Here is a 23,112-nt window from a genome sequence, read left to right as displayed (position 1 = left end):
TATCATCCCAAAAACAAATGGGTAAATTGCTTTTGGGACAAACCATATTAATTGTTAATAACTGCGTTAAAATTATTAAATTTTAATTTCATAATAAACACTAAATTGATTGCCAGTTAAAATAACCAAGTTTAGTTACTACTTACTATCAATAAAGAAAACTAGAAAAATACATACATTAAAGCCTTATACGCAGAGATGTTGTAACCACCTCCATGCTTAGCTCCTTACGTAATAAATAAAATAAATAATAAAGAAATGTTAATTCTATATTGCTATTTCTTACTAGGCACTTAATGTTTTAGATTATTTTTTGGAAAGAATGTTTGGTTAAGGATAGATTTTTGAAAAGAAAAAGTTAAAGTTAAATTTTGGTGAACTATTTTTATAATACTAATGACAGGACTTTCATCATATGGCTCTAACGCACTCCCAAAGACATCGTCGCGAAGGACACCCCGTCACAGTCGAGAATGCTGATACTGGAGAGTATTTGGGTAGAATTCTAGACTTAAACATTGATCATTTTATGGTTTTGACCGATCATCAGCTTCAACCAAAGCAAACCATCAACTTGATTCTCCACATTCCTGAGCCAATGCTTTCGCATGATACCGTCTGCCTAAAGGCAGAATGCTTATGGTGTCAAAATTCTAATTTTTCCAGTAAGTTTGGCGCAAGCTTCCATATTGAACAAATTGATGATCAAAACTCGAAAACTTTGGACAGCTATATCAATGGCTATTAACCCAAATACCTAAACTTACCCCATATATTTTATGTGGACTTATCATTACCACTCCTCCTTGTTCAGACTAAACTATGCCTTTTAGTTTTGAATATTTAATCCATTCCTGTCACTTAAACATCATAAACAGGTATTATTAAAGTTTCTTTTACTTCTTCCATTACTATGTAGCTTTTTGACTCTCTTACTCCAGGTAGTTTTAATAAGATATCTCCAAGTAATTTCCGATAGGATGCCATTTCTGAAATTCTTGCTTTGATTAAATAGTCGTAGTCTCCTGATACTAAATGGCATTCCAAAACATGGGGTAGTTTGACTACCGCTCGTCGAAATTCATCAAAAATATCTGCCGACTTAGAATAAAGACTAATCTCAACAAAAACCAACAATCCAGCTTGTAGTAACTGTGGATTAACCTTTGCAGCATACCCCTGAATAAAACCTTCTCTTTCTAAGCGCTTCACCCGCTCCATACACGGTGTTGTACTTAGGCCAACTTGTTCCGCCAAATCCACATAAGAAATACGACCATCTTGTTGTAATATTTTGAGTATTTTTCTATCAATGCGATCGATTTGTCTTGTTGTTTCTTTCTTGTTACGCATTCTGTTTAAACTTTTCAGTCAACGGGAAGGAAACTCGTACTTCCACAATTAATATTCTCACTCGGCTAAATAATGCCTCTCTCCATTAAATGGCCCAGAAGACTTCATTACTGAGCGTTATTATACTCACAACAATAGGTATCATGTGGTGTTTGTTTGATATATTAAAACAAGTGATAACAACAACGACATATTTATATTGACCAACCCTTCGCATAGGGTTCCCTCTCAACGCAAAACGGATTAATGTATTGACTTTAACCTGTAAAACAGTGAAGTAGCATGACTCGCCCAATCCGCGCCACCATTGATCTCAATGCCTTACTGGCTAACTACCAATATGCAAAGCAAATGTCAGCCAATAACGCCCAAGCACTTGCTGTGATTAAGGCTGATGCTTATGGACATGGTGCGATTGCCGCAGCAAAGGCACTGGATGCGGAGGCTGATGGCTTTGCAGTCGCCAGTGTTGAAGAAGCGCTTCAACTCCGACAAGCCAATATAAAAAGCCCTATTGTGCTGCTAGAAGGCTTTTTCTCTGCCGAAGAGCTTGAGGCAATTAGTCATTACAATCTACAGCCGTTGATCCACTCCCAACAACAAATTGAAGTTCTACATAAACACCCACAAAACAAAGCGCTCACCGTATGGCTGAAACTTGACTCAGGTATGCATCGTTTAGGGTTTTCGCCAGAACAATTCATTACCGCTTTTACAGAGCTAACGCAGCGGCCATACATTAAAAACATTATTTGTACATCACATTTTGCCTGTGCTGATGAGCCCGATCATCCTTTGAATAAAAAGCAACTTGCCTGCTGTGCTCAAACCATTAAAACGCTAGGCAATCCACCGGCTAGTCTTGCCAACTCACCTGCCATATTGACTATGCCTGATAGTCATTACCAATGGTTACGACCTGGCATCATGCTGTATGGTTCATCACCCTTTGCATACCCACACCCCCAAGCCTCTGCGTTACAGCCAGTCATGACCCTTACTGCAGAACTCATTGCTACAAAAAATTTGGAGGCTGGAGAAACTGTTGGCTATGGTGCTTCATTCCAAGTTGGTAAGTCTTTACCTATGGGTGTTGTCAGCATTGGCTATGGCGATGGCTACCCACGTTATATCGCAGAAGGAGCGGCTGTGGTTATTCATGGTATTCGTTGCCCTATTATAGGGCGTGTTTCTATGGATATGATCACTGTAGACCTTACCCATTGTCCTCAAGCTAATATTGGCGATACCGTTGAGCTATGGGGTACTCAGCTATCCGTTAATGAGATCGCTGCACACGCCAATACCATCAGCTATGAGTTATTAACTAAAATTACCCAGCGTGTCCCCCGCCACTACATTGGAAACACAACAGGTGAGTAACGGGCTAAAACATAAAAAGTATTCAGCCAGTACATTAATAAGCATGTAAAGCTATAGTGAAGCGTATCCTTTGCAGTTAAAAGTCTCTCACCGACACAAAGGATACCGCACGATATGGAGATCGCTGTAAAAGACCCAATCTGTAATATATCTCCCATAACAGCGGGTAATCATATAAACCAGAAAAAGATTCTTATGAGCATACAAACTATTAATCCTTTCTCTAACGAAGTCATCGCCACTTATTCACTGTTACAACCCAGTCAACTGGAAGCAAAACTGCAACTGGCAGAGCAGACCTTTCATATGTGGTCAAAACGGACCATGGCTCAACGCGCCACTCCTATGCGGGCGCTTTGTGAACAGCTAAAACATCGTAAAAAGACGCTCGCAGGTGTCATTACTGAAGAAATGGGCAAGTTACATCATGAGGCGATTGCTGAAATAGAAAAATGTGCCTGGGTATGTGAACACTATGCAGAGCATGCTGAAAATTACCTTGCACCTCAAACAATCAACACAGAAGCACAGCGTAGCTATATCTGCTATCAGCCGTTAGGGCCTCTGTTAGCCATCATGCCCTGGAACTATCCCTTTTGGCAGGTATTTCGTGCCTTAGCACCCAACTTGATGGCGGGTAATACACTTCTGTTAAAACATGCCTCTAATGTGCCACAGTGCTCTCAAGCCATTGAACAACTTGTACAGGAATCCGGGTTCCCTGATGGCTGTATGCAATCACTACTTGTTAATTCAAAAACAGCCAATGAACTGATTAAAGATCAACGTATTCGTGGTGTGACCCTAACTGGAAGTGAATTTGCGGGACGAAGTGTGGGCTCGCTAGCAGGTCAACATTTAAAAAAATCAGTGCTTGAGCTGGGAGGCTCTGATCCTTTCATTGTCTGTGATGATGCTGATCTTCAACAAGCTGTAGACGCTGCAGTTACATCTCGCTGCATGAATGCCGGCCAAACATGTATTGCAGCTAAGCGTTTTTTTGTCATGCCTTCGGTTGCAGATGATTTTATCCAAGGGCTGATTAATCGTATGCAAAAACTCATGATTGGTGACCCTAGCGATGATCAAACCACCTTAGCACCACTGGCCAGAATAGATCTTAGAAATGATCTACACAACCAAGTACTCTGTGCACTCGATGAAGGCGCTAAGGATGTTATTGGTTGCCAAATTCCTGATCGTGATGGCAACTTCTATCTCCCTTCACTACTTGATAACGTCAGCCCTAATATGAGTGCCTTTCAGGAAGAACTATTTGGACCAGTCGCCAGTGTCATCCGTGTGAGAAATTCTGATGAAGCCATTCAGCTTGCCAACCAAAGCCATTATGGTTTAGGTGCAAGTATTTGGAGTAAAGACATTAATAAAGCTGAACAGATTGCCTCATGTATCGACGCAGGGTCATGTTTTATTAACAGTTTTGTAAAAAGCCATTGTGCTTTACCCTTTGGTGGCATAAAAAATTCAGGCTACGGGCGAGAGCTTGGAGCGCATGGTATACAAGAATTCACCAATATTAAAACGATCTGGATTCAGTAGCGTCACTTAGTGACTCTTCCATGAAAATAGGTGTTAGCTGTTTAAAATCAGCATGTTAAACACTAACACCTTAAACTAAAGTTAAATCGCTCGATCACTGCTAATCTCATAAAAAAGCGTGTTATGGAGATTAGCGCCTCATGATTAAAAGTGTCATCTCTGATCTGTTTGCCAAGTCCGCATTTGGTCCAATGCAGCAGCATATGAACATTGTATTATCCTGCGTTAATTTACTTGCGCCATTTTTCCAATGTGTGATGGAGAGAGATTGGGAAAAAGCTGAAAACTTCGAACAACAGATGGTTAATTTAGAGCACGAAGCAGATCTCTTAAAACGAGAAATTTTATCACGCTTGCCCTCTGGTATTTTAACGCCCGTTCCCCGAGAGGTTTTGTTTAATCTTATTTACCAGCAGGATGCTGCTGCGAATACAGCTGATGATATTGTGGGTCGAATAACTGCCAGGCAAGTGAATATTCCCAGTTCATTACAACCTTCAATTATGGCTTTGCTTAGTTTATGTATTGAGGCCGTTAAACTAACGCACCAAAGTGTTTCTGAGTTAGATGAACTACTAGAACTTGGATTTCGAGGCAAGGAGTCAGAGCTTGTCAAAAAAATTATAGACACACTTGAAGAGCATGAAGATAAAATTCGCTCTCAAGTAAGAAGCTCCCGTCGTATGACTCACAGCTTAGAGAATGAACTTTCAGCCTTAGATGCCATTACGTTGTATCAAATGATTGACCGCTTAGATGAGTTAGCCCGTACAGCCAGAAATATCGCTATGTGCTTAGAAGTAATGTTAGTTAAATTGTAAATTTAACAGTAGATTTTATCCTTGAAATGAAAACCACGTGGTTTTCATTTCAGTGTATTTATCAAACGCATGTAATGATTTATCTCGCCCTATTCCAGACTGTTTATATCCACCAAAAGGTGCCGTCATATCACCACCAAAATAATTGTTAATCCAAACTGAGCCGGCCTTTAATTGCTTCGCAATAAGATGCGCTTTATTTAAATCACGGGTCCATACCCCTGCCGCTAATCCGTATTGGCTATTGTTTGCTTGGCAGACTAGCTCGTTAATATCGGTAAATGTAATTCCTGCCAATACAGGCCCAAATATTTCATCCTGAGCAATACGCATTGTATTTTCAACGTTACCAAATAGTGCTGGCTGTATAAAAAAACCACCCAACTCTTGTCGTATTCTTTGACCACCTTGTAAGAGATCTGCACCTTCCTTTTGACCTAGCTCGATATATTGCTGTATTTTTTTAAGTTGTTGTGCATCAACAATAGCGCCCAGTGTTATCTCAGGATCAAGCGGATTACCTGGCTGCCACTTATCCATTGCCACTCGAACCGATGATAAAAACTCACTGGCGATAGACTTTTCCACAAATAACCTTGAACCGGCAGTGCACACTTCGCCCTGATTAAAGCAAATAGCACTCGCCGCAGCTTCTGCTGCATGTGTTAAGTCTGGCGCATCAGCAAAGACTATATTTGGGCTTTTCCCACCTGCTTCCAACCACACCCTCTTCATATTGGACTGCCCAGCGTATATTAATAACTGCTTGGCTACTGTGGTGGAGCCAGTAAATGCCAATGCATCAACATGTGGATGTAACGCCAGCGCTTTACCCACAGTATGCCCATAACCAGGTAGCACATTAAATACTCCTGGTGGAAAATCAGCTTCAGTGACTAATTCAGCGAGTTTAAGAGCAGTAAGGGGAGACTTTTCAGAAGGTTTTAAAATAACACTATTACCCGCAGCCAATGCAGGTGCTATTTTCCAGCAAGCCATTAATAATGGAAAATTCCAGGGGACGATCGCAGTCACTACGCCAATAGGTTCACGGGTAATAAGTCCTAACTGATCTTCTGCCGTTGGCGCAATTTCACCGTATATTTTATCAATTGCTTCAGCATACCAACGAACACAAGTTGCGGCAGAAGGAATATCGAGTAACCGGCTATCTTTTATAGGCTTACCCATATCCAGTGTTTCAAGTAGTGCTAACGTATCGGCATGTTTATCTATTAAATCAGCCAGCTTTAATAAACATTTTTTACGTTGGTGTGGTGATTGACGACACCAGTCTCCTTGTTGAAAAACAGTTGATGCACTGGTGACCGCTTTATGCACATCAGCCACATCACATAATGCCACCTCAGTCAGTAACTGATTATTTGCAGGGTTTATGCAAGAAAATGTTTGTTGGCTTTGGGAAGAAACAAACTCGCCGCCAATAAATGCTTGATTTGGAATACTGAGTTGCTTAGCAGCCAGCTCCCACACTTCTTGCGTACCTAACGCCATCAGTTCTCTCCTTTCTTCTAAAAAAATATCCTTGAAATAAAGCATTATCACAACGATATAGGGATATTTTTATTATAAGAGAATAAAAATGTGGCGTTAGCAAAGATTTAATTTACAGCTTAGGAAATAGTAACCGCATTCGCCGTCTTGGGCTCAGAAAACACTGTAAATGCCTCATTAACAGGTAAAATACTTAAAGCACTAAATCCAAGTTGAAACAAATAAGGTTTTAATTGAGTCACGGCTGGAGTATTGGCTGTAAACATTGCTTGATAGATACCAGCATGCTCAGGTTTAAGCTTTTTTTGTTGTTCTAATAGCGTTCTAACACGACGCGCAATGGCTGCACCTGAATCAACCCACTGCGTTGATACACTTGAAACCTGTTGTAATTCATCCACTAATAAAGGAAAGTGAGTACAACCAAGCACTATTGTATCTGGGTAAATGGATGCTTGTTCAAAAGGTAACATTTCTTGTTTAAGACAGCTCAAGTCAACCGCCTGGCCACGCAGCTTAGCTTCTGCTAAATCAACCAAAATACGTGAGCCCACCTTAATCACTTCACACTGCTTAGCAAAGCGAATAATTAAGTCTTCAGTGTAAGCTCTGGTCACAGTGCCAGGTGTCGCCAACAACCCAATAACACCATTTTTAGTCACCTGAGCAGCTGTTTTAATGGCAGGTACAACACCTACGACAGGTAATGAGAAATGGGCACGAAGCACAGGTAACACAACGGTACTCGCCGTATTACAGGCAACAACAACCATATCAGGCTGATGATACTGGACAAGTGTATCCAAACACGCTTTTACCCGGGTTTTCAAATAGCACTCACTCTTATCCCCATAGGGATAAGCAGCATTATCTGAAGCATAAACAACAGAGACTTCAGGCATCAATCTCACAAGCTCACTGAAAATACTGAGTCCGCCAACACCTGAATCAAAAATTACAACTTTAGCCACAGATACATCTGACCCTAACAAAGATGAACTAGAAGCCTGAAGTCACATATGCGTAGGATTATCTACTCATGCGCTTCCTGCTATTTTTAAGCAAGCATTTTAGCCTGAGCGATTGCTGATACCAATGGGTTGACATACTTATACTGACTAAATTTGACTCATTTCCGCCCAGCAACCATGAAACCCTATAGGGATATGAACTGGAATATCAATCGTTGCCAATGGGGGTGCTGTTAATTTCTTGGCGTCAAGGATAAGCAGCTTGCTTTGGTCTTGATGACAACTTGTTAAGATGGTCAAAACATAGCCATCATCTTCACTATTTGCATTATTTCTTGGTGCAAATACTGGCTCATTCCCTACATAGGGCTTTGACCACATAACAGTCTCAGTATACTCTCCCCAATAGTCGTACTTGATCAAACCTGAAAATAAGGGTAAATCCACGTCATCCAGTAAAACATGATAAGAATAGCGACTTGGCTGCCCCATATAGCGTTGATTTATCACAGGAAATTCACTAATACGACTATCCAGAGGCTGCTCTTCTACAGAGCCAGTCTTTAAATTGAAGCAATAGTAGTAATACTGCGCTGTTTTTAATGTTTTCCCCAGAAAGTTGATCATGCTATGCAGCGAATCACTTGCTTTATCTTCTAACGGAGGCACTGGATCTGTCACCCGACAAACCAGCATCTCTATTTTTGACTCCCGCTCCCACGCATTAATTACATGATAGATATAACAGGGTTCTGCCTCAAACCATTGAATATGCTGGGTACTACCCAAACGAGGGATAATGCCAAACCTTGCGGGTAAGGAACGATCGAAATGACTACGCAAACCTTTAGGCGCATGTATGTAATAAAGAGGTAAGTCCATAACTATGGAGTAGTGTGTCGTAATAGCAATATCATGCGGAAGACGTAAACCTGGCAGTTCAATAGGCGTCCAATGGCTGACCTTATGTTCCTCATTAATCACCCCATAAGACAAATAGGGTGGCTTCATACTAACACTGAATACTCTTAACTCATTGTGTAGAGGATCTACCTTTGCATGCGCAGAAATGGGGGCATGAAGTGTGTCTGAAAAGCTATCAATTCCCAGCGTTTCAAGTGTTACAGGGTCTAACGCATAAGGCATTCCACTTCTATACCAAAGTCCGTAGGCACGTTTATTAAAAACAATGATATCGGTATTGGCAGTATCTTTTGTTTCCGTTGGACTAACTGTTGAAAAAACACCCGGCAGCAAGCTTTTCCCCTGCTGCTGCTCCTTTATCAGCCCTTTAGTCTTAATCCAGCGATTTTTATACGTTAGCGTTCCATTCTGAAAATAAAAGCCATGCACCATACCATCACCATCAAACCAGTGATAAATACCTGCAGGATTGTATTTTGGGTTAGGTCCGTTGCGTAAATAAACACCTGCTAAGTCATCAGGAATTCGACCCGTTATGTTGAAGTTGGTTAAGACACATTCAGAAGAAACAGGCGCATAGGGTCCCTGTAAAAAAGGGTTATCATCGTGCCCGGTGAAAGTAAAACGTTCCATGTTTTATGTCCCCATCCATAGCCGTATTTTGAATTGGTAATCCCTCACTAAGTGCTAGATATATAAAACTGATAACATCCTCAAACTTGATGCTTACTGAACTACTTTACGAAACCTGTATAACAGATTAGGTTCACTGACAATATACAAGTTTTCTTCATCATCCAGTGTCACCCCCTCAGCTTGAGGTATATTACGGGACAAACCGCCATAACCATGGCGTAACTCCAACAAGCTAACAGTTTCACCAGAAGCATTCACCTCAGTCAGCCGTTTAGACTCATCACTGAGTAACAGCAAGTTACGTGTTTTATGGTCAAAGTGCAGACCAGATAAGTCAGCCATAAACAAAGAAGACCAGCGTAAGTTCTCAGGCATTTCAACCCGTAGACTGAAGTTACCTGTTTCTTCGTGCTTAAGACGGAAGATCTCGTATATTCTTAATGGAGATCGCTCCTTAACTACAATGATACGATTTGCAGACTGATCCGCAGCTATCCCCTCAAAGCCTTTATTGGTCTTTGGTCCAAAAACAAGCTGTATTTGTGGCTGGCTGTCTCGCTTAATCTTGTCAGTGTCGTTAGTAATCTCAACTAAGGTAATACGTTGCTCACGTTCTTCTGCGATCGCAAACTGATCATCACCAATATAGGCTATCGCTTCCGTATCATGGAAACCTTCAAGTGGTATCTTTCTGACAACCCCACCCTGCTTATCCACCTCAAGTACCGTTGGTGGCTGATTAACAATGACAAACAAGCTGTCTTGTTTTGATGAGTAAGTGATGCCTGAAACATTCTTATCCGCACCACTAAGCGGTAATGCTTCTATATCAACACTATAACTGGGTAACCATATGCTTTGTTGTTGCTCTTGTGTTGATGTTGTTAGCAATAACACGATTGACTGCAGTCTCGACCCCCAGCCAAATACATACTCTCCCGTCCAGCATAGAAATAGTGCTAATAGAATAATGATACTTCGCTTTAACAACCGCATAATGTCTTATTCCTGCTGACAACTAACACAGCAACAATGAGCTTGCATACTGGCAACATTACTCTCTACGATGGGTATATGTTTCACTGCAAACATCTCTTTACTATTACTTCAAAATAAAACTTGGTAGCAATTCACTATGCTTGCTTAGAGATTGTGCTAATCAGATAATTCCACACCTGAGCACTTTGCAGTCTCATTAGTGTTAACCAGCTCTATCTTCATTCATTTGTAAACTTTCAAGAGCGAAAAGAAAGAAGGGAGCATCTATCTGCTAACATCGTTAACTGAGGCTGTAATTGATTTACTTTTGACAGACTGGATATTCAATGCATAGTCCTATCACAGAATTACCTCCAGCCTTTTTGGAAAAGCTTTCCTTGCTTTTAGACGAGACACAACTTGAGCAAGTGCTGAATAGTTTTAGTGTGGATAAACCCACTACTTTTCGTATCAACACGTTAAAAGGAAGCATTCAGGATACCACTGATGAACTCCGCTCTGCACAGTTCAATCTCACCCCTGTCTCCTGGCTACCAACCGCATTTCATATACCTCCGGATCAGCGAAGAGCACTCACAGAAACAGATGCTTTCTACCAAGGACGTATTTATATTCAAAACCTATCCAGTATGGTTGCCCCTTTCCTTTTAGCACCTCAGCCTGGGGAAACTGTACTTGATCTGGCGGCTGCGCCAGGTGGGAAGACACTACAAATAGCAGCGATGATGGAAAACCAAGGTCGTCTATCTGCAGTAGAAGCGGTTAAAAATCGCTTTTTTAAGCTTAAAGCAAATCTTGATCAACAAGGTGCCAGTATGGTGAAAACCTATTTGGCTGATGGGCGTTCTGTTGGTAATAAGTGCCCTGAAATGTTTGATCGTGTATTACTGGATGCTCCTTGCTCATCTGAAGCCCGGTTTTCACTACGCGACGCTTCTAGCTGGGAACATTGGTCAACTCGAAAAGTTTCTGAAGTCGCCCACAAGCAAAAACGCTTACTACAGTCAGCCCTTACAAGTTTAAAAGTGGGTGGAGTCATGATTTATTGCACATGCTCATTTTCCCCTGAAGAAAATGAACATGTAGTGAATCATCTCCTCAAAAAATACAACTCATGTGTCAGTCTTGAACCTATCGAGCTACCTTTTTCCAATACCATGGCTGGTATCACTCATTGGCAGAATAAGACATATGCTGATGCTTTAACACACAGTCGAAGGATTCTACCTGACAACATCATGGATGGATTCTTTATTTGTAAGCTAAGAAAGCACACCTCTTGTTAACCTCAGCGCTATGCTAGATATAATGCAAATGGTAAATGAGTCAAACAACTATTGTTTGGCTCATTGGCAGCTCCTTTCCCAAGTAAAATAACCCTCACTTATAATATATAACACTTGTAATTTATTTCAGGAAAGACGTCACCCACAGCTTAGGATATCGCTCATAAGCAAAGTAGATAACGTTAATGTCCTTTACAATAAATATGTATCGCGAGGAATAAAACCTCACGTGCCGTTATTTTTTCACAATAGCTGTGTAGGATAGAAAACTAAACAATGGGAAAAAAAACGATGTTCAACTAATGGAGCAACCAGGAAAGAAAGTCGACCTATTCAAAATAGCCTTTGAAGTTATCAGTAACTAAATAGTCAATAACACAAGTAAAATCAATTTAATTAATATTAGTAACAAGTTAAAATAAATATTATGAATATTGGTAGACGAAAAAATGCAGGAGATCTACATCACCTGCATTATTAGCTATTAAAGTTTAGCTAAAATTCGTCTCGCTTTTGCAGTTAAATGAATTAACTTATAGCGCTTATCATCAGGATACTGTTTAACCCGAATTAACTTATCACCCGGATTACCAGCGCGACCTTCTTCTAAACGCCTTATTGTGGTGGCAACATTTTTTTCATTGACACCCATGTAGTGCGATAGCTCTGACACGGAGCAACCTTCATTTTCTCCGATAGCCATGAGTGTCGCTAACGTACGCACGGTAAGCCGTGGGTACTGATTGGACAGATTAATCAACTTTTTAGTGTTCATAGTGGTCTATCAGCTAATTGGTCAATGTTGTATTACTAGGTAATGCTTCGTTGGAGAAATGTACGCGGTTTAGACGTACAACAGTCCATGCCAGTAGCAATAACATAATTATTATAGTCTAATGACAAGGTCTAGTATGTATATTTTTGCAATGTGTTAAATGTACTTCAGATTAAAAATATGAAAGCAATTGTTAATTTCTGTAGATACTGTTGTTAAACGCAGTATTTATAACACGTTAAAGAAAATAGCTAAACGCTAGGCTCACTTTCTACCAACGTTTAAGGCCCTAATGAAATAGATAATACCTAACTATATAGCAAAACCTGATCTTTTCCGGTTTTATTCATCAGTTAAAACAGCTAGTGAACCCAATCTGTAATTAACAATCTTTACCCCAAGTTTGTGCTGTATGTTTAGTTGTACATTAATATTTGATCAAATCTTTTGCTTTTATATCAATAAGTTAGTTACATTTCAAATTATTTATTAGAAATCAGTTTATGTATAGCTTCAAAAAGGAGTAATTGGTAAATATTGCCGGTTATCTTTCCAACGTTGCTCCGAACAGATTTACAACTCATCATATCGAACCACAGCCAAGCCATATACATTCTGGGCTGGAAACCTTTCCAAACTTATAGAGCCAACAATAGGGAAAATAAAAGAGAAATCTTCTACGCAGAGTACTTACCAATAATGCTGATAATAGCGCCATAGAGCTGTATACTCTATACATGAAAAAACGCCATATCAACTTAGTCTATTAGTTCTTTACCAACATAAAATCATTTGTTAATATTTTTTTTATCAACTATTCATATTTGACTATTTATTTAAACAATGTGCCAATATACAAAATATGAATAATTGGTTCTTTTCGACAATCACTTCTTCTGACACTGGACCATGTTAAGTCAAATAATAATCACAACGTCTTGATTAGAATTATTGCAACTCTCTCGTGTTAATACGAATGAAAGATATCCCGTCAACTTTTACTGAAAATATCAAACATGTATAAACTAAGGATAGTATCGCTCATTATAAATAACGTGCTTTTAGAACAGTAACTTGGTGGGCTTTAACGAGCAACTTATATCAAATAATGTAAGGTTAATATAGTGCTTACTGTAGTTATTATAGACTACAGTTGACTTCTTTATAGCTATATTGAAATATACACCCAGAGCCCAAGGCAGCAACCACTTCATGGCAAGCATGAATTATTTGACTAAGTACAGATTCATCAACCTAAGCACTTGCCCCAGCTAGCGCTTATTAAATACTTAAGGTTGCTTAGCCCTCATGTATTCCTTATACACTGCGGTCTTCCGTGCAGTGCTTCCTTGCTCTCACAAAAAAATTACTATTTTTAGAGGCGTCTTAAATCTTAAGACACATGTCTTCTTTACCATACCTGGTCAATTACAGAAGTATATTTCAAGCAATATCAACTCTAACTAAGGTATACTGTCAATACGCTTGCAGTTGATGAGAGGACTACAGTTGATTATGCAACAACAATACGATGTTATCATTATTGGTGCGGGCATGGTCGGTACAACATTGGCACTTGCTTTAAGCAACAAAGGAATCAAAGTTGCTCTGGTTGAAAAGCATCCATGTCCAGCGTTTGATCCTCTATTACCTCCAGATATTCGAGTATCAGCCCTCAGCCAAGCCAGTATTTGTGTTCTTAAGCATGTTAAGGCATGGCATAACATCCTTGCCATGAGAGCATGCCCATACAAAGAAATGGCTGTTTGGGAGCAACTCTCTGCTCATGAGTTAAGCATCAACAACCATCGTCTAAATAAAACACTGTTCTCTGCCAACCAGGCTAAGCTATCAGCACTTGGCTATATTATCGAAAATAACATTATTCAACAGGCACTGCACTTACAAATACCTAAACAAGCAACGCTAGACCTGTACTGCCCCACTCAAATTCAACAGTTGACACTAGACAAGTCAAATCCAACAGTGACGTTAAATGATACAACTCAACTAACCGCACACCTGTTAGTTGGCGCAGATGGTGCGTCTTCTGCCGTTCGTCAAGCAGCTAATATTGGAATAACACAAAGTGATTATGAGCAACATGCTTTTGTCATTACTGTTGCTCTACAAAAAGGACCTCAGCAGCATATTACTTGGCAAGCCTTCACACCGACTGGACCTTTGGCATTTCTACCACTACCAAGCGTCAATGGTACCAACTACGCTTCACTTGTGTGGTATAACCACCCTGACACCATTGAGCAACTTAAACAGCTGAACACAAATCAGCTCCTGCATACAATCCAACAGTCTTTTCCAAAAGAACTACCAAAACTAGAACAAATAGTAGCAACTGGCAGCTTTCCACTCACTAAAAGACATGCTCAAACCTACTCCTCAAATAATACGGTTCTTATAGGAGACGCTGCACATACAATTAATCCCCTAGCAGGACAAGGTGCAAACTTGGGGTTTATGGATGCAGCCGTTTTAGCCGATATCATTATTAATGAGAAGGACAACCTTTCTAAATCAAACATCTCAAGGATGTTATCTACTTATGAAAAACGTCGGCGTCCAGAGAATACTCGAATGATGTATATTATGGATATGTTCTACTATCTTTTTAGCAATAACAAAGCACCTCTCAAGCTACTAAGAAATACTGGGCTTACCCTTGCCAATCTTGCAAGACCGTTCCATAAACCTGTTATTCAATATGCATCAGGTTTATCTCACCAGTTGCCAGATAGTTTTCAATGAAGCCATACCCATAACGAAGGGTTTTTATACCCCTAGGGCACAAGGGGTATAAAAATGATTCGTGAAAAATATATATTAAAAAAGCCCATTTATTCACACCTTACTCAATAATTTACGTCGTTTGTTTTCTATTTGCTTTTAGATAGCTTTCTGTAAAAAAATAATTCAAAAAGTAACAAATTATTACTTTTGTATTAAAGCTTGTTTCAGTTACATAAATGACTTGCATCAACGTTCAAGCAGTTACAAAATATATAATTATACTGATGGCTATTTATCCTAACAAAAAAAGAAGTCATAAATATGAAGTTAATCTACAGCACACCACCATAGTTTCTATAAGTTACTTAAATAAAAGCCTTTTCCTATATTTACTGTAATAGTAAAACAATAGCGGTAATGCATTTTTATATAAAATTGCCTTCAATTACCAGCCAAAATATTTTCAATTAAATATACATCACTGCAAGCATATATTTATCAACAAAAATTATTGGCATTTAGAATAATTACATCATATATACCTAGAGCAACTCAGCTTCAAGATTTGAAAAGCAGTAAGAGTATTCATTTATCACTTTAATCAGCAACCTACTGACGGGGGGTAATAGCAAAAGATTAAAATTAACACAGCCGCAATTCATTGCGCATTGTAAAAAAGTTTGTATAAGTATCACATAAAACTGCATAGTCTTTTAAATCGATACAAAATATAAAAATAACTATAGCTAAAACTATTTATATAAAAACAAAGATGGCAATTTGAGAGGAATTAATGATGACAAGCCTAAAAAAAAAGGCGTTAACACTTGTTATTGCAAGCATTACGAGTGGCCTTGCCTGGAGTAACAGTGGTCTTGCACCTGGAGCCCCTGGCATTGACCACCATTGGAGTTCTGCCAGTAAAACAGGAATTGGAACAGCCAATAGTAAACAATCAAAAGTTTGGTTTAGTTTAGTCGATGGTATTGTTTCTGAAGTATACTGGCCACAAATCGATATGGCTCAAATTACTGACTTACAATTCATGGTCAGTGATGGTAAGACTTTTTTTGATGAAGAAAAAAAACATACAGAACATGAAATACGTCCTTTAAATAAAAAAACACTGGCTTATGAACAAGTAAATATTGATCAGGAAAGAAAGTACGAAATTCATAAGCAGGTAATTACCGACCCAACAACAAATACATTACTACTAAAAGTTACCTTCAAAGCCTACGAAGATAATTTGGGTTTATTTATTTTACTCAACCCTGCCGTAAGTAATACAGGTTTATATGACTATGGCGAAGCAACAAAAGACACTTTATATGCTTGGGATGATCGAGCTCAGTATGATAATGGTACCAACCATGTGGCTCAATACCAAGCACTGACAGCAAGCATACCATTTAAGCAAACCTCAGTGGGTTTTGTGGGTAGAAGTGATGGCTGGCAAGATTTAAACGACAACTATCGTATGGATTGGAGTTATCAATATGCTAGAAATGGTAACATTGCTCTTACTGGACAGCTAGATTTACCCAAAAAAGCGGGAGAATATACCTTTACAGTAGCCATTGGATTTGCAGAAGATAAAGGCAAAGCTCAACAAACCGCTAAAAATAGCGTGAAAAAATCATTTGATAACGTACTCTCACTCTATAACCAGCAGTGGAATAATTATTGTAATGGTTTAGAAGATCTAAGTGCGGAATCTTTTGACAATGGAGCCTTATATTATACTTCAGCCATGGTGCTCAAAGCCCACGAGGATAAAACTTACAATGGCGCTATGATCGCTTCATTAAGCGTGCCTTGGGGTCAAAGTCAATTTGATAAGGACTCTGGAGACCAACGCGGTATTTTGCCAGGTTCAAAAGCGGATGGCTATAAAGATGGCCCAATAGGTTATCATGTTGTTTGGCCCAGAGATTTATATCAAGTTGCCACTGCTTTTCTTGCCGCAGGGGACCAGCATACCGCCAAAGAAGCATTAAGCTACCTAAAAGAAGTACAGTTCCAAGCTGATGATGGTGACTGGCAACTATGTGGATCTTCCGTTAATAAAAAGGGATCATTTCCTCAAAACTTCTGGCTTTCTGGACAAGGTCACTGGCAAGGCATGCAGCTTGATGAAACAGCCATGCCTATAGTATTAGCATGGCGCTTATGGAAAGAAGGCGCTATTAATCCAAGCAACTATTACACCTCATTTGTCAAACCTGCAGCGGATTTTGTTGCTAAAGTAGGCCCTTGGACTCATCAAGAAAGATGGGAAGAAACGAGCGGTATTTCTCCTTCAACACTTTCAGCAGCGATTGCAGGACTAATAGCAGCAGCTGATTTTGCAGACCACCAAGGTGATAAAGCAGCTGCCCGTTCCTATCGTTTAAAAGCTGATTTATGGGCTGATGGCATTGCCGACTGGTCATTTACACACCAAGGTGAATTAGGTGATGGGCAATACTATCAACGTATAGAAGGTGCAGATTATTGCCATTCAAGTTACAACCCAAATGATGATAGTGTCTTATATATTGCGAATGGTGGTGGCCAACACTTAGAACGTAATGTGATGGATGGTGGTTTTCTTGAACTTGTTCGTTTCGGTGTGAAAAGTCCGTTTGATACATCAATAACGAATACGTTGAAGAACTACGAACAATCCATAAAAGTCGAGACACCTAATGGCCCAGGTTTTTACCGATACAATCATGATGGCTACGGAGAAAAGCTAGGTGGTAGTGACTATACTGGCGAAGGAAAAGGTCGTTTATGGCCACTGCTTACAGGTGAGCGGGCCCAGCTGGAAATAGCTAAAAAGCAAAGTGTTGATCGGTATATCCAAACAATGGAAAAATTTGCTAACGAAGGCAATATGCTTCCAGAACAAGTTTGGGATAAAGCTGAAGGACCATACCAGTTTGGTGAAGGTACCGGTGGTGCAACACCTCTTGCCTGGTCCCATGCAGAATACATTAAACTGTTAAAATCAAAACGTGAACAACGTATTATTGATACGCCTGATATTGTAGCAAAACGCTATCAAGGTTGTATGACTACAGTAAATGTACATTATAATGCTGGTTGGGGTAATCATATTGCTGTCAGAGGAGACGCAACACTACTTAATTGGAAAGAAGGGGCACCAGCTCGCTGGACAGAAGGCAATGTATGGCGTTTAACTCTTCCACAGCAAACATCGGCATTTGAAGTGAAAGCCCTAATCAACGATAAAACCTGGCAAAAACAAGAGAACTTTAAAGTTAAACCTTGTGAAGATAACCATTTCTGGCCACGTTTTTAATTAAAAACAACCCTAATACTTTTATAAAATCAACCCAACTCACGTTGGGTTGATTTTATTGGGGTTAGGCTTTTTTAGCTACTTTTACTACTTTCGTTCCTGCAATAAAGTCATGGATACAACGTTTCTCTTTATTAAAAATAAATAGAGGATCAATCAATGTAGCAATCATACCAACATAAGGAATCATCAAAGCAACCCAAAGAGGTAAATAGCGTAGCGCCAAGACATTTCCTAAACTTAGAATAGTGTCATTTCGATATGACACGATTGAAAGTCCAAGGATTTTTTTCCCTATTGTTTGGCCACTTTTTGCCAAAAAGTACCCATGCAAAATAATAAAAAGAACAAGACTAAATAACATCGCCATTGCTTGACTAGTAAAACTAGGCTGTTGTCCACTCAATACGCCATCAAAATAACCTACAGCATACAACACTGGCATACTTATTATATTTAGAATAAAAGCATCAATGAGAGAGGCTCCTAATCGACTCCAACGACTCGCAAGTTCTCCCCCTTCTAATTCTTGAATTTCTGCTTCCAAATCTGAAGATGGTGTTTTATATACATTATGACTACCAGACATACCACTATTCACCTTAAATGCTCATAACTAACATTAATAACAAAATAGAGTTTACCTGCATATTTTATTTTATGTATATTATAATGCCGCAAATTGAAATTATATCTGTTGTACTTAGGTATTCATAGTGTTTATAATACAAGGTGAATACACACAGCGGGTGTAGTTCAATGGTAGAACATCAGCTTCCCAAGCTGAATACGTGGGTTCGATTCCCATCACCCGCTCCATGGTTTAAAACCCATTCATAGTAGTTCATTTTAGAACCCTCCTATCATCTAATTACGTATCTCTAGATTATTGTACTTTATCTCTTATCAGTGAATCTTGCTTCGTGCAACATTAGGCAGTAACGCCTTCTTTTAGAGAACACCTGTTGTCATTTGTTTGTTACATAACGTCTTCATGATTATATTATGACAGACAAACAAAAAAGCTTAAAATACAGATCTAAACGCTGAGTATAGATGTAAGCATCAGTCCTAAGGACAATTGCTAAAGATTAAGCTTCCAAACGGAAATGAAATCAGTTCATCTTTACATTAACTAGGATGGTTAATATGGCAAATAATGCAGAATTAGCACTGGAAATACTTAAAGGACATATCAATCAAGCGGAGGGAGCAGGAGATTGGCTTAATGTTGACCAAGATAGAATCAATCTCTTTGCTGATGCAACATTAGATCACCAGTTTATTCATACTGATCCCGAAAAAGCAGCAAAACTTTCACCCTTTAAAACAACCATTGCTCATGGTTACTTAACATTATCATTAATACCACACTTGACTGAATCAATTACAGCACCTTATCAGGAGGCATTCAAAAACCTGAAAATGATGGTAAACTATGGTTTGGATAAATTAAGGTTTATGAATCCTGTACCCGTGAATTCAAAGGTTCGTGCGCAAAGAACCTTACTTGAAGCCGAGCTAAAAGATGAACGTACTATACAACTTAAACAACAAGTAACTGTTGAAATAGAGGGGCAATCCAAGCCTGCTTGTGTTGCTGAAGTTTTGGTGCGTTTAATCTATTAAGCTAGTATATGAGGTCACATTTCATAGCATAAAATGTAATGTGGCCTTAGTCATTTACTCAATAACTTCATTACTTACACTAGGTGAAACAGTTTCCAGAGGGAGTGGGCTGGTTAATCGTCGTTTATTGTCTGTTAAAAAATCTCTGACAATAGGTGCTATTTCTTTGGTCTTTGTCAGCAGGAATAAATGCCCACAACGTATTATACGCAATTCTGCATTAGGAATTCGTTTTGCCATTAATTTCGCATTGGCAATAGGGATAATTGGGTCATCATCTCCAGCTAAAATCAAAGTAGGTTGCTTAATATTATGCAACCAGTGAAAACTGGTCCAACCAGCTCCCGCTAATAACTGGTAATAATAGCCAATCCCGCTGGGTGAACGAATTTTTAATGAATGTTTTTTAATTAAATTATCATTTCTCCGAAAGGCTCCACCATAGATAGAGGCTGCAATACGTTGCATGTAACTTGGTTGAACATACCGTCTTGGACTTGCCAATTTCAAAAGTACTGAAAGCTTAGCTGGAACAGCAACTGATCCCATTGAAGTCGCAGCAAGAATAAGACGCCGGCAGCGGTGTGGATGATCATAGGCAAACTGTTGTGCCAACGCTCCTCCCCAAGAAACACCTAATACATTAATTTGTCCGTAATTCAGTTCATCTAGCATTTTTCCAATGATTCGTGATAAGCCAGAAAAACGATAAGGAAATGTAGGTGTTGATGATCCTCCCGTTCCAGGTGCATCAAACGCTATTATTTCAACACCTTGTAACTCGTCTGCAAATGGTTTAATTAACTCTAAATTCGCACCAATACCATTAAATACTAATAAAGGCAATATGGGTTCATTACCCGGCCTGATAGCTGCACGTATTATTTGGCCATTTATATTAAGTGTTTTAAAGCGAACCCTCATGGGTTCGCGAATATTCGTTGAAAATGTTGTTTCCAATGGATCACCTAATCATGTACATATAAACCAGGTGCTGGTTCTAGAGGTGGATATTGTTCATTGCCCAAACATGGTGGTGCATCTTTTTGTTCACCAGAATGAGTAATGATCCATTTTTGCCAGTATTCCCACCAACTACCATTATTACGCGTTGCACCTTGATACCAGTCGCTAGGTTCTTCTGTACGATCTTTATTTGTAAAAAAGTGCGCTTTTGGATTTCCTGGAGGATTAAGAATACTTTGAATGTGTCCACTGTTGCTCAAAACAAACTCACACTGACCTCCCAATAACAGTGTAGACCGATAACAAGCGTCCCACAGCGTAATATGATCAGTGAGTCCTGCAACTGCGAATACATCTTGTTTTAAAGCTTTAGCATCAACGGGTTGACCCGCAATTCTTAGCTTATTAGGATGCATCAAGCTATTTTCTTTATAAATATCTATAAATTCTGCATGGAGTTTAGCTGGAAGTCTAGTCGAGTCATTATTCCAATATAAAATATCAAATGCAGGAGGCTCTTTCCCTAATAAATAGTTATTAACCCAATAATTCCAAATAAGGTCAGTTGGCCTCATCCATGCAAACGCACGTGCCATATCTCTACCTTCTAAAACACCTTTAGCTGCAGATGTTTGTTTGGCAGTTTCTAATGTTTTTTCAGTAACAAAAAGTGCTATATCAGAATTAACTTGCGTATCAATAATACTGACTAATTGCGTAATTGAATTTACTATTGGCTTATCCATGCTTTGTAAATAGCTGGATAACAGTACAGAAGTTAAACCTCCTGAACAAGCACCTAAAATATTTATAGTATCAACTTCAGCAATTTCATGGATAACATGAACAGCTTCACTTAACCCCAAAATATATTGATCAAGCCCCCAATTACGATGCTCTGGTGTTGGATTTCGCCAACTGACAATAAATACTTGCAAACCAATAGAGGTACAGAAGCGAATAAAGCTTTTCTCTGGGCTTAAGTCAAAAGCATAAAATTTATTAATTTGTGGTGGAATTATAAACAGAGGAATTTTAAATACTTTTTCAGATGTTGGTTTATATTGAATAAGCTCTAAAATATCACATCTGAAAACCACGTTACCTTCTGAAGTAGCAATATTTTTTCCTACGGAAAATGCGGACTTATCAACTTGTGCCGGCATTCCACCATTATGTCGAATATCATCAAGTAAGTGCAATAAGCCTTTTTCCAGGCTAAGACCACCTGTTTCAAAAAATCGTTTTATAACGGCGGGATTTATCAATGAATTTGAAGGAGCAACCGCTTCAGCAAAAAGATAGATAATGAATTTAGCGCGACGACTATCATCATTATCAAACTCGGCATCATCAACCCAATCATTAAGATGTTTATACCATGCAAAATATGCCTGCATATAACGACGATAAACTGGATTTTCCAACCATGTCGGATCGCTAAAACGACGATCATTTCGTTTTGGTAAAAACTCTGAGGTTCCCAATATTACTTGAGACATATCTTTACCAAATTCCAGTAGCTGCTTTAATCCCGCCTTTGGATGAGAAACAGCTTGTTTGACAATCGTTCCTGCAGTAGAAAATAAATCTTTACTATGTAACCTTACAATGGGTGTTCCCATCGCAGCATGATCAGGATTTGACCGCCCATTCGTTTTATTAGGCTGGTGTTCCGTGCCTAACTCATTCTGTAATGCTTTTTTCAACCGTTCAGCTGCTCTTCTATCTGTTTTCTCTAACCGCTGAATAGTCTCTCTTAATACTTCTATGCGTTGGCTAATGTCATTTATCGCAGCTTCGTTCTTCATGGATATCTATTTCCCTGTGCTGTGTTTACCAACCATGGCTTGTTACATTTTTGTTAAAGCCAATCATCTCAAAAGTATCAAATTTTGATGACAGAATAATGGTTTTATAAACTTTAACTATATAAATCAAGTGATTTATATAGTTTACAATGAACTAACACAACACAATAACTACTTCTAGAATGCTTATAACAATGACATTAAAAGCACAACTAAGTAACAATTTTTTGCCTCCTTTTGACTATTGTAATTGGCAAATTTAGTATGTTCATTCTAATTTTCATTGCTATAGTCGAGCTATTGAAGAAAAGTGAACTGTAGAAGTGTTATATATCCTTAGCTTATAAAGTTGACATTTACAGTAAAGTACTTCTTTAGTAGTAAAATACTTAGTGTTAAGTAATAAAGCTGAGGTTTAGCCCCCA

Annotated in this window: 17 protein-coding genes and 1 tRNA gene; 9 read left to right on the top strand and 9 right to left on the bottom strand. The window is 39.0% G+C overall.

Annotated elements, in window-relative coordinates; all coding sequences use genetic code 11:
* Positions 1–415: 415 nt before the first annotated feature.
* Entirely contained in the window at positions 416–748 is a 333-nt protein-coding gene (locus tag ACQ96U_RS17800; RefSeq protein WP_431722613.1) for a PilZ domain-containing protein, read from the top strand.
* A gap of 113 nt (positions 749–861) precedes the next feature.
* On the opposite strand, the gene lrp is transcribed toward ACQ96U_RS17800, so the two are convergent.
* On the bottom strand, positions 862–1,353 hold the full coding sequence (gene lrp / locus ACQ96U_RS17795; RefSeq protein WP_431722612.1) for a leucine-responsive transcriptional regulator Lrp: 492 nt from the start codon (positions 1,351–1,353) through the stop codon (positions 862–864).
* Between the two features lie 282 nt (positions 1,354–1,635).
* On the opposite strand from lrp, the gene alr reads away from it, so the two are divergent.
* From alr to ACQ96U_RS17780, 3 genes are all read left to right on the top strand, one after another.
* A complete protein-coding gene (gene alr, locus ACQ96U_RS17790) occupies positions 1,636–2,736 on the top strand; it encodes an alanine racemase (RefSeq protein WP_431722611.1) in 1,101 nt (366 codons plus the stop codon).
* A gap of 195 nt (positions 2,737–2,931) precedes the next feature.
* The gene (locus ACQ96U_RS17785) at positions 2,932–4,296 is read left to right on the top strand and encodes an NAD-dependent succinate-semialdehyde dehydrogenase (RefSeq protein ID WP_431722610.1); all 1,365 of its coding nucleotides are present in this window, start codon (positions 2,932–2,934) and stop codon (positions 4,294–4,296) included.
* Positions 4,297–4,436: 140 nt separating this feature from the next.
* Positions 4,437–5,117: a TIGR00153 family protein gene (locus ACQ96U_RS17780; protein WP_431722609.1), complete on the top strand. Its 681-nt coding sequence runs from the start codon at positions 4,437–4,439 to the stop codon at positions 5,115–5,117.
* A 15-nt stretch (positions 5,118–5,132) separates the two neighbouring features.
* Here the strand turns inward: ACQ96U_RS17780 and ACQ96U_RS17775 are convergent, their stop codons facing one another.
* From ACQ96U_RS17775 to ACQ96U_RS17760, 4 genes are all read right to left on the bottom strand, one after another.
* Positions 5,133–6,632 carry an aldehyde dehydrogenase gene (locus ACQ96U_RS17775; protein ID WP_431722608.1) on the bottom strand — a complete coding sequence of 500 codons (1,500 nt, stop codon included), beginning with the start codon at positions 6,630–6,632 and terminating at the stop codon, positions 5,133–5,135.
* Between the two features lie 119 nt (positions 6,633–6,751).
* Positions 6,752–7,603 carry a glutamate racemase gene (gene murI, locus ACQ96U_RS17770; RefSeq protein WP_431722607.1) on the bottom strand — a complete coding sequence of 284 codons (852 nt, stop codon included), beginning with the start codon at positions 7,601–7,603 and terminating at the stop codon, positions 6,752–6,754.
* Positions 7,604–7,750: 147 nt separating this feature from the next.
* Positions 7,751–9,160, bottom strand: coding sequence for a carotenoid oxygenase family protein (locus ACQ96U_RS17765; RefSeq protein WP_431722606.1), 1,410 nt, complete (start codon positions 9,158–9,160; stop codon positions 7,751–7,753).
* A 93-nt stretch (positions 9,161–9,253) separates the two neighbouring features.
* Complete coding sequence (locus ACQ96U_RS17760; protein WP_431722605.1) at positions 9,254–10,159, bottom strand: SdiA-regulated domain-containing protein; 906 nt, start codon at positions 10,157–10,159, stop codon at positions 9,254–9,256.
* Between the two features lie 329 nt (positions 10,160–10,488).
* On the opposite strand from ACQ96U_RS17760, the gene ACQ96U_RS17755 reads away from it, so the two are divergent.
* Positions 10,489–11,448, top strand: a complete 960-nt coding sequence (locus ACQ96U_RS17755; protein ID WP_431722604.1) for an RsmB/NOP family class I SAM-dependent RNA methyltransferase — start codon at positions 10,489–10,491, stop codon at positions 11,446–11,448.
* Between the two features lie 484 nt (positions 11,449–11,932).
* On the opposite strand, the gene ACQ96U_RS17750 is transcribed toward ACQ96U_RS17755, so the two are convergent.
* Complete coding sequence (locus ACQ96U_RS17750; protein WP_431722603.1) at positions 11,933–12,223, bottom strand: MarR family transcriptional regulator; 291 nt, start codon at positions 12,221–12,223, stop codon at positions 11,933–11,935.
* 1,515 nt (positions 12,224–13,738) lie between these two features.
* On the opposite strand from ACQ96U_RS17750, the gene ACQ96U_RS17745 reads away from it, so the two are divergent.
* The gene (locus ACQ96U_RS17745) at positions 13,739–14,989 is read left to right on the top strand and encodes an FAD-dependent oxidoreductase (RefSeq protein ID WP_431722602.1); all 1,251 of its coding nucleotides are present in this window, start codon (positions 13,739–13,741) and stop codon (positions 14,987–14,989) included.
* A gap of 775 nt (positions 14,990–15,764) precedes the next feature.
* On the top strand, positions 15,765–18,281 hold the full coding sequence (locus ACQ96U_RS17740; protein ID WP_431722601.1) for a glycoside hydrolase family 15 protein: 2,517 nt from the start codon (positions 15,765–15,767) through the stop codon (positions 18,279–18,281).
* Positions 18,282–18,345: 64 nt separating this feature from the next.
* Here the strand turns inward: ACQ96U_RS17740 and ACQ96U_RS17735 are convergent, their stop codons facing one another.
* Positions 18,346–18,870, bottom strand: coding sequence for an RDD family protein (locus tag ACQ96U_RS17735; RefSeq protein ID WP_431722600.1), 525 nt, complete (start codon positions 18,868–18,870; stop codon positions 18,346–18,348).
* A gap of 156 nt (positions 18,871–19,026) precedes the next feature.
* On the opposite strand from ACQ96U_RS17735, the gene ACQ96U_RS17730 reads away from it, so the two are divergent.
* Both ACQ96U_RS17730 and ACQ96U_RS17725 read left to right on the top strand, forming a co-directional pair.
* Positions 19,027–19,100: transfer RNA gene (locus tag ACQ96U_RS17730), tRNA-Gly, on the top strand.
* A 330-nt stretch (positions 19,101–19,430) separates the two neighbouring features.
* A complete protein-coding gene (locus ACQ96U_RS17725; RefSeq protein ID WP_431722599.1) occupies positions 19,431–19,910 on the top strand; it encodes a MaoC family dehydratase in 480 nt (159 codons plus the stop codon).
* A 54-nt stretch (positions 19,911–19,964) separates the two neighbouring features.
* Here ACQ96U_RS17725 and phaZ read toward each other — a convergent pair whose 3' ends face one another.
* Together phaZ and ACQ96U_RS17715 are read right to left on the bottom strand one after the other, a co-directional pair.
* Positions 19,965–20,870 carry a poly(3-hydroxyalkanoate) depolymerase gene (gene phaZ / locus ACQ96U_RS17720; protein ID WP_431722598.1) on the bottom strand — a complete coding sequence of 302 codons (906 nt, stop codon included), beginning with the start codon at positions 20,868–20,870 and terminating at the stop codon, positions 19,965–19,967.
* 8 nt (positions 20,871–20,878) lie between these two features.
* Positions 20,879–22,687, bottom strand: a complete 1,809-nt coding sequence (locus ACQ96U_RS17715; RefSeq protein ID WP_431722597.1) for an alpha/beta fold hydrolase — start codon at positions 22,685–22,687, stop codon at positions 20,879–20,881.
* Positions 22,688–23,112 lie beyond the last annotated feature (425 nt).

This window comes from Zooshikella sp. RANM57 (genome assembly GCF_050749885.1).
In the GTDB taxonomy this organism is placed as follows: domain Bacteria; phylum Pseudomonadota; class Gammaproteobacteria; order Pseudomonadales; family Zooshikellaceae; genus Zooshikella.
Note: the sequence above shows the minus strand (reverse complement) of the source record. Positions and strands in the feature narration are given on the sequence as shown.

What these genes read in the sequence shown, in the direction of transcription:
- ACQ96U_RS17800 (WP_431722613.1), top strand. Translation starts at nt 416, where the DNA reads ATGGCTCTAACGCACTCCCAAAGACATCGTCGCGAAGGACACCCCGTC.
- lrp (WP_431722612.1), bottom strand. Translation starts at nt 1,353, where the DNA reads ATGCGTAACAAGAAAGAAACAACAAGACAAATCGATCGCATTGATAGA.
- alr (WP_431722611.1), top strand. Translation starts at nt 1,636, where the DNA reads ATGACTCGCCCAATCCGCGCCACCATTGATCTCAATGCCTTACTGGCT.
- ACQ96U_RS17785 (WP_431722610.1), top strand. Translation starts at nt 2,932, where the DNA reads ATGAGCATACAAACTATTAATCCTTTCTCTAACGAAGTCATCGCCACT.
- ACQ96U_RS17780 (WP_431722609.1), top strand. Translation starts at nt 4,437, where the DNA reads ATGATTAAAAGTGTCATCTCTGATCTGTTTGCCAAGTCCGCATTTGGT.
- ACQ96U_RS17775 (WP_431722608.1), bottom strand. Translation starts at nt 6,632, where the DNA reads ATGGCGTTAGGTACGCAAGAAGTGTGGGAGCTGGCTGCTAAGCAACTC.
- ACQ96U_RS17765 (WP_431722606.1), bottom strand. Translation starts at nt 9,160, where the DNA reads ATGGAACGTTTTACTTTCACCGGGCACGATGATAACCCTTTTTTACAG.
- ACQ96U_RS17760 (WP_431722605.1), bottom strand. Translation starts at nt 10,159, where the DNA reads ATGCGGTTGTTAAAGCGAAGTATCATTATTCTATTAGCACTATTTCTA.
- ACQ96U_RS17755 (WP_431722604.1), top strand. Translation starts at nt 10,489, where the DNA reads ATGCATAGTCCTATCACAGAATTACCTCCAGCCTTTTTGGAAAAGCTT.
- ACQ96U_RS17750 (WP_431722603.1), bottom strand. Translation starts at nt 12,223, where the DNA reads ATGAACACTAAAAAGTTGATTAATCTGTCCAATCAGTACCCACGGCTT.
- ACQ96U_RS17745 (WP_431722602.1), top strand. Translation starts at nt 13,739, where the DNA reads ATGCAACAACAATACGATGTTATCATTATTGGTGCGGGCATGGTCGGT.
- ACQ96U_RS17740 (WP_431722601.1), top strand. Translation starts at nt 15,765, where the DNA reads ATGATGACAAGCCTAAAAAAAAAGGCGTTAACACTTGTTATTGCAAGC.
- ACQ96U_RS17735 (WP_431722600.1), bottom strand. Translation starts at nt 18,870, where the DNA reads ATGTCTGGTAGTCATAATGTATATAAAACACCATCTTCAGATTTGGAA.
- ACQ96U_RS17725 (WP_431722599.1), top strand. Translation starts at nt 19,431, where the DNA reads ATGGCAAATAATGCAGAATTAGCACTGGAAATACTTAAAGGACATATC.
- ACQ96U_RS17715 (WP_431722597.1), bottom strand. Translation starts at nt 22,687, where the DNA reads ATGAAGAACGAAGCTGCGATAAATGACATTAGCCAACGCATAGAAGTA.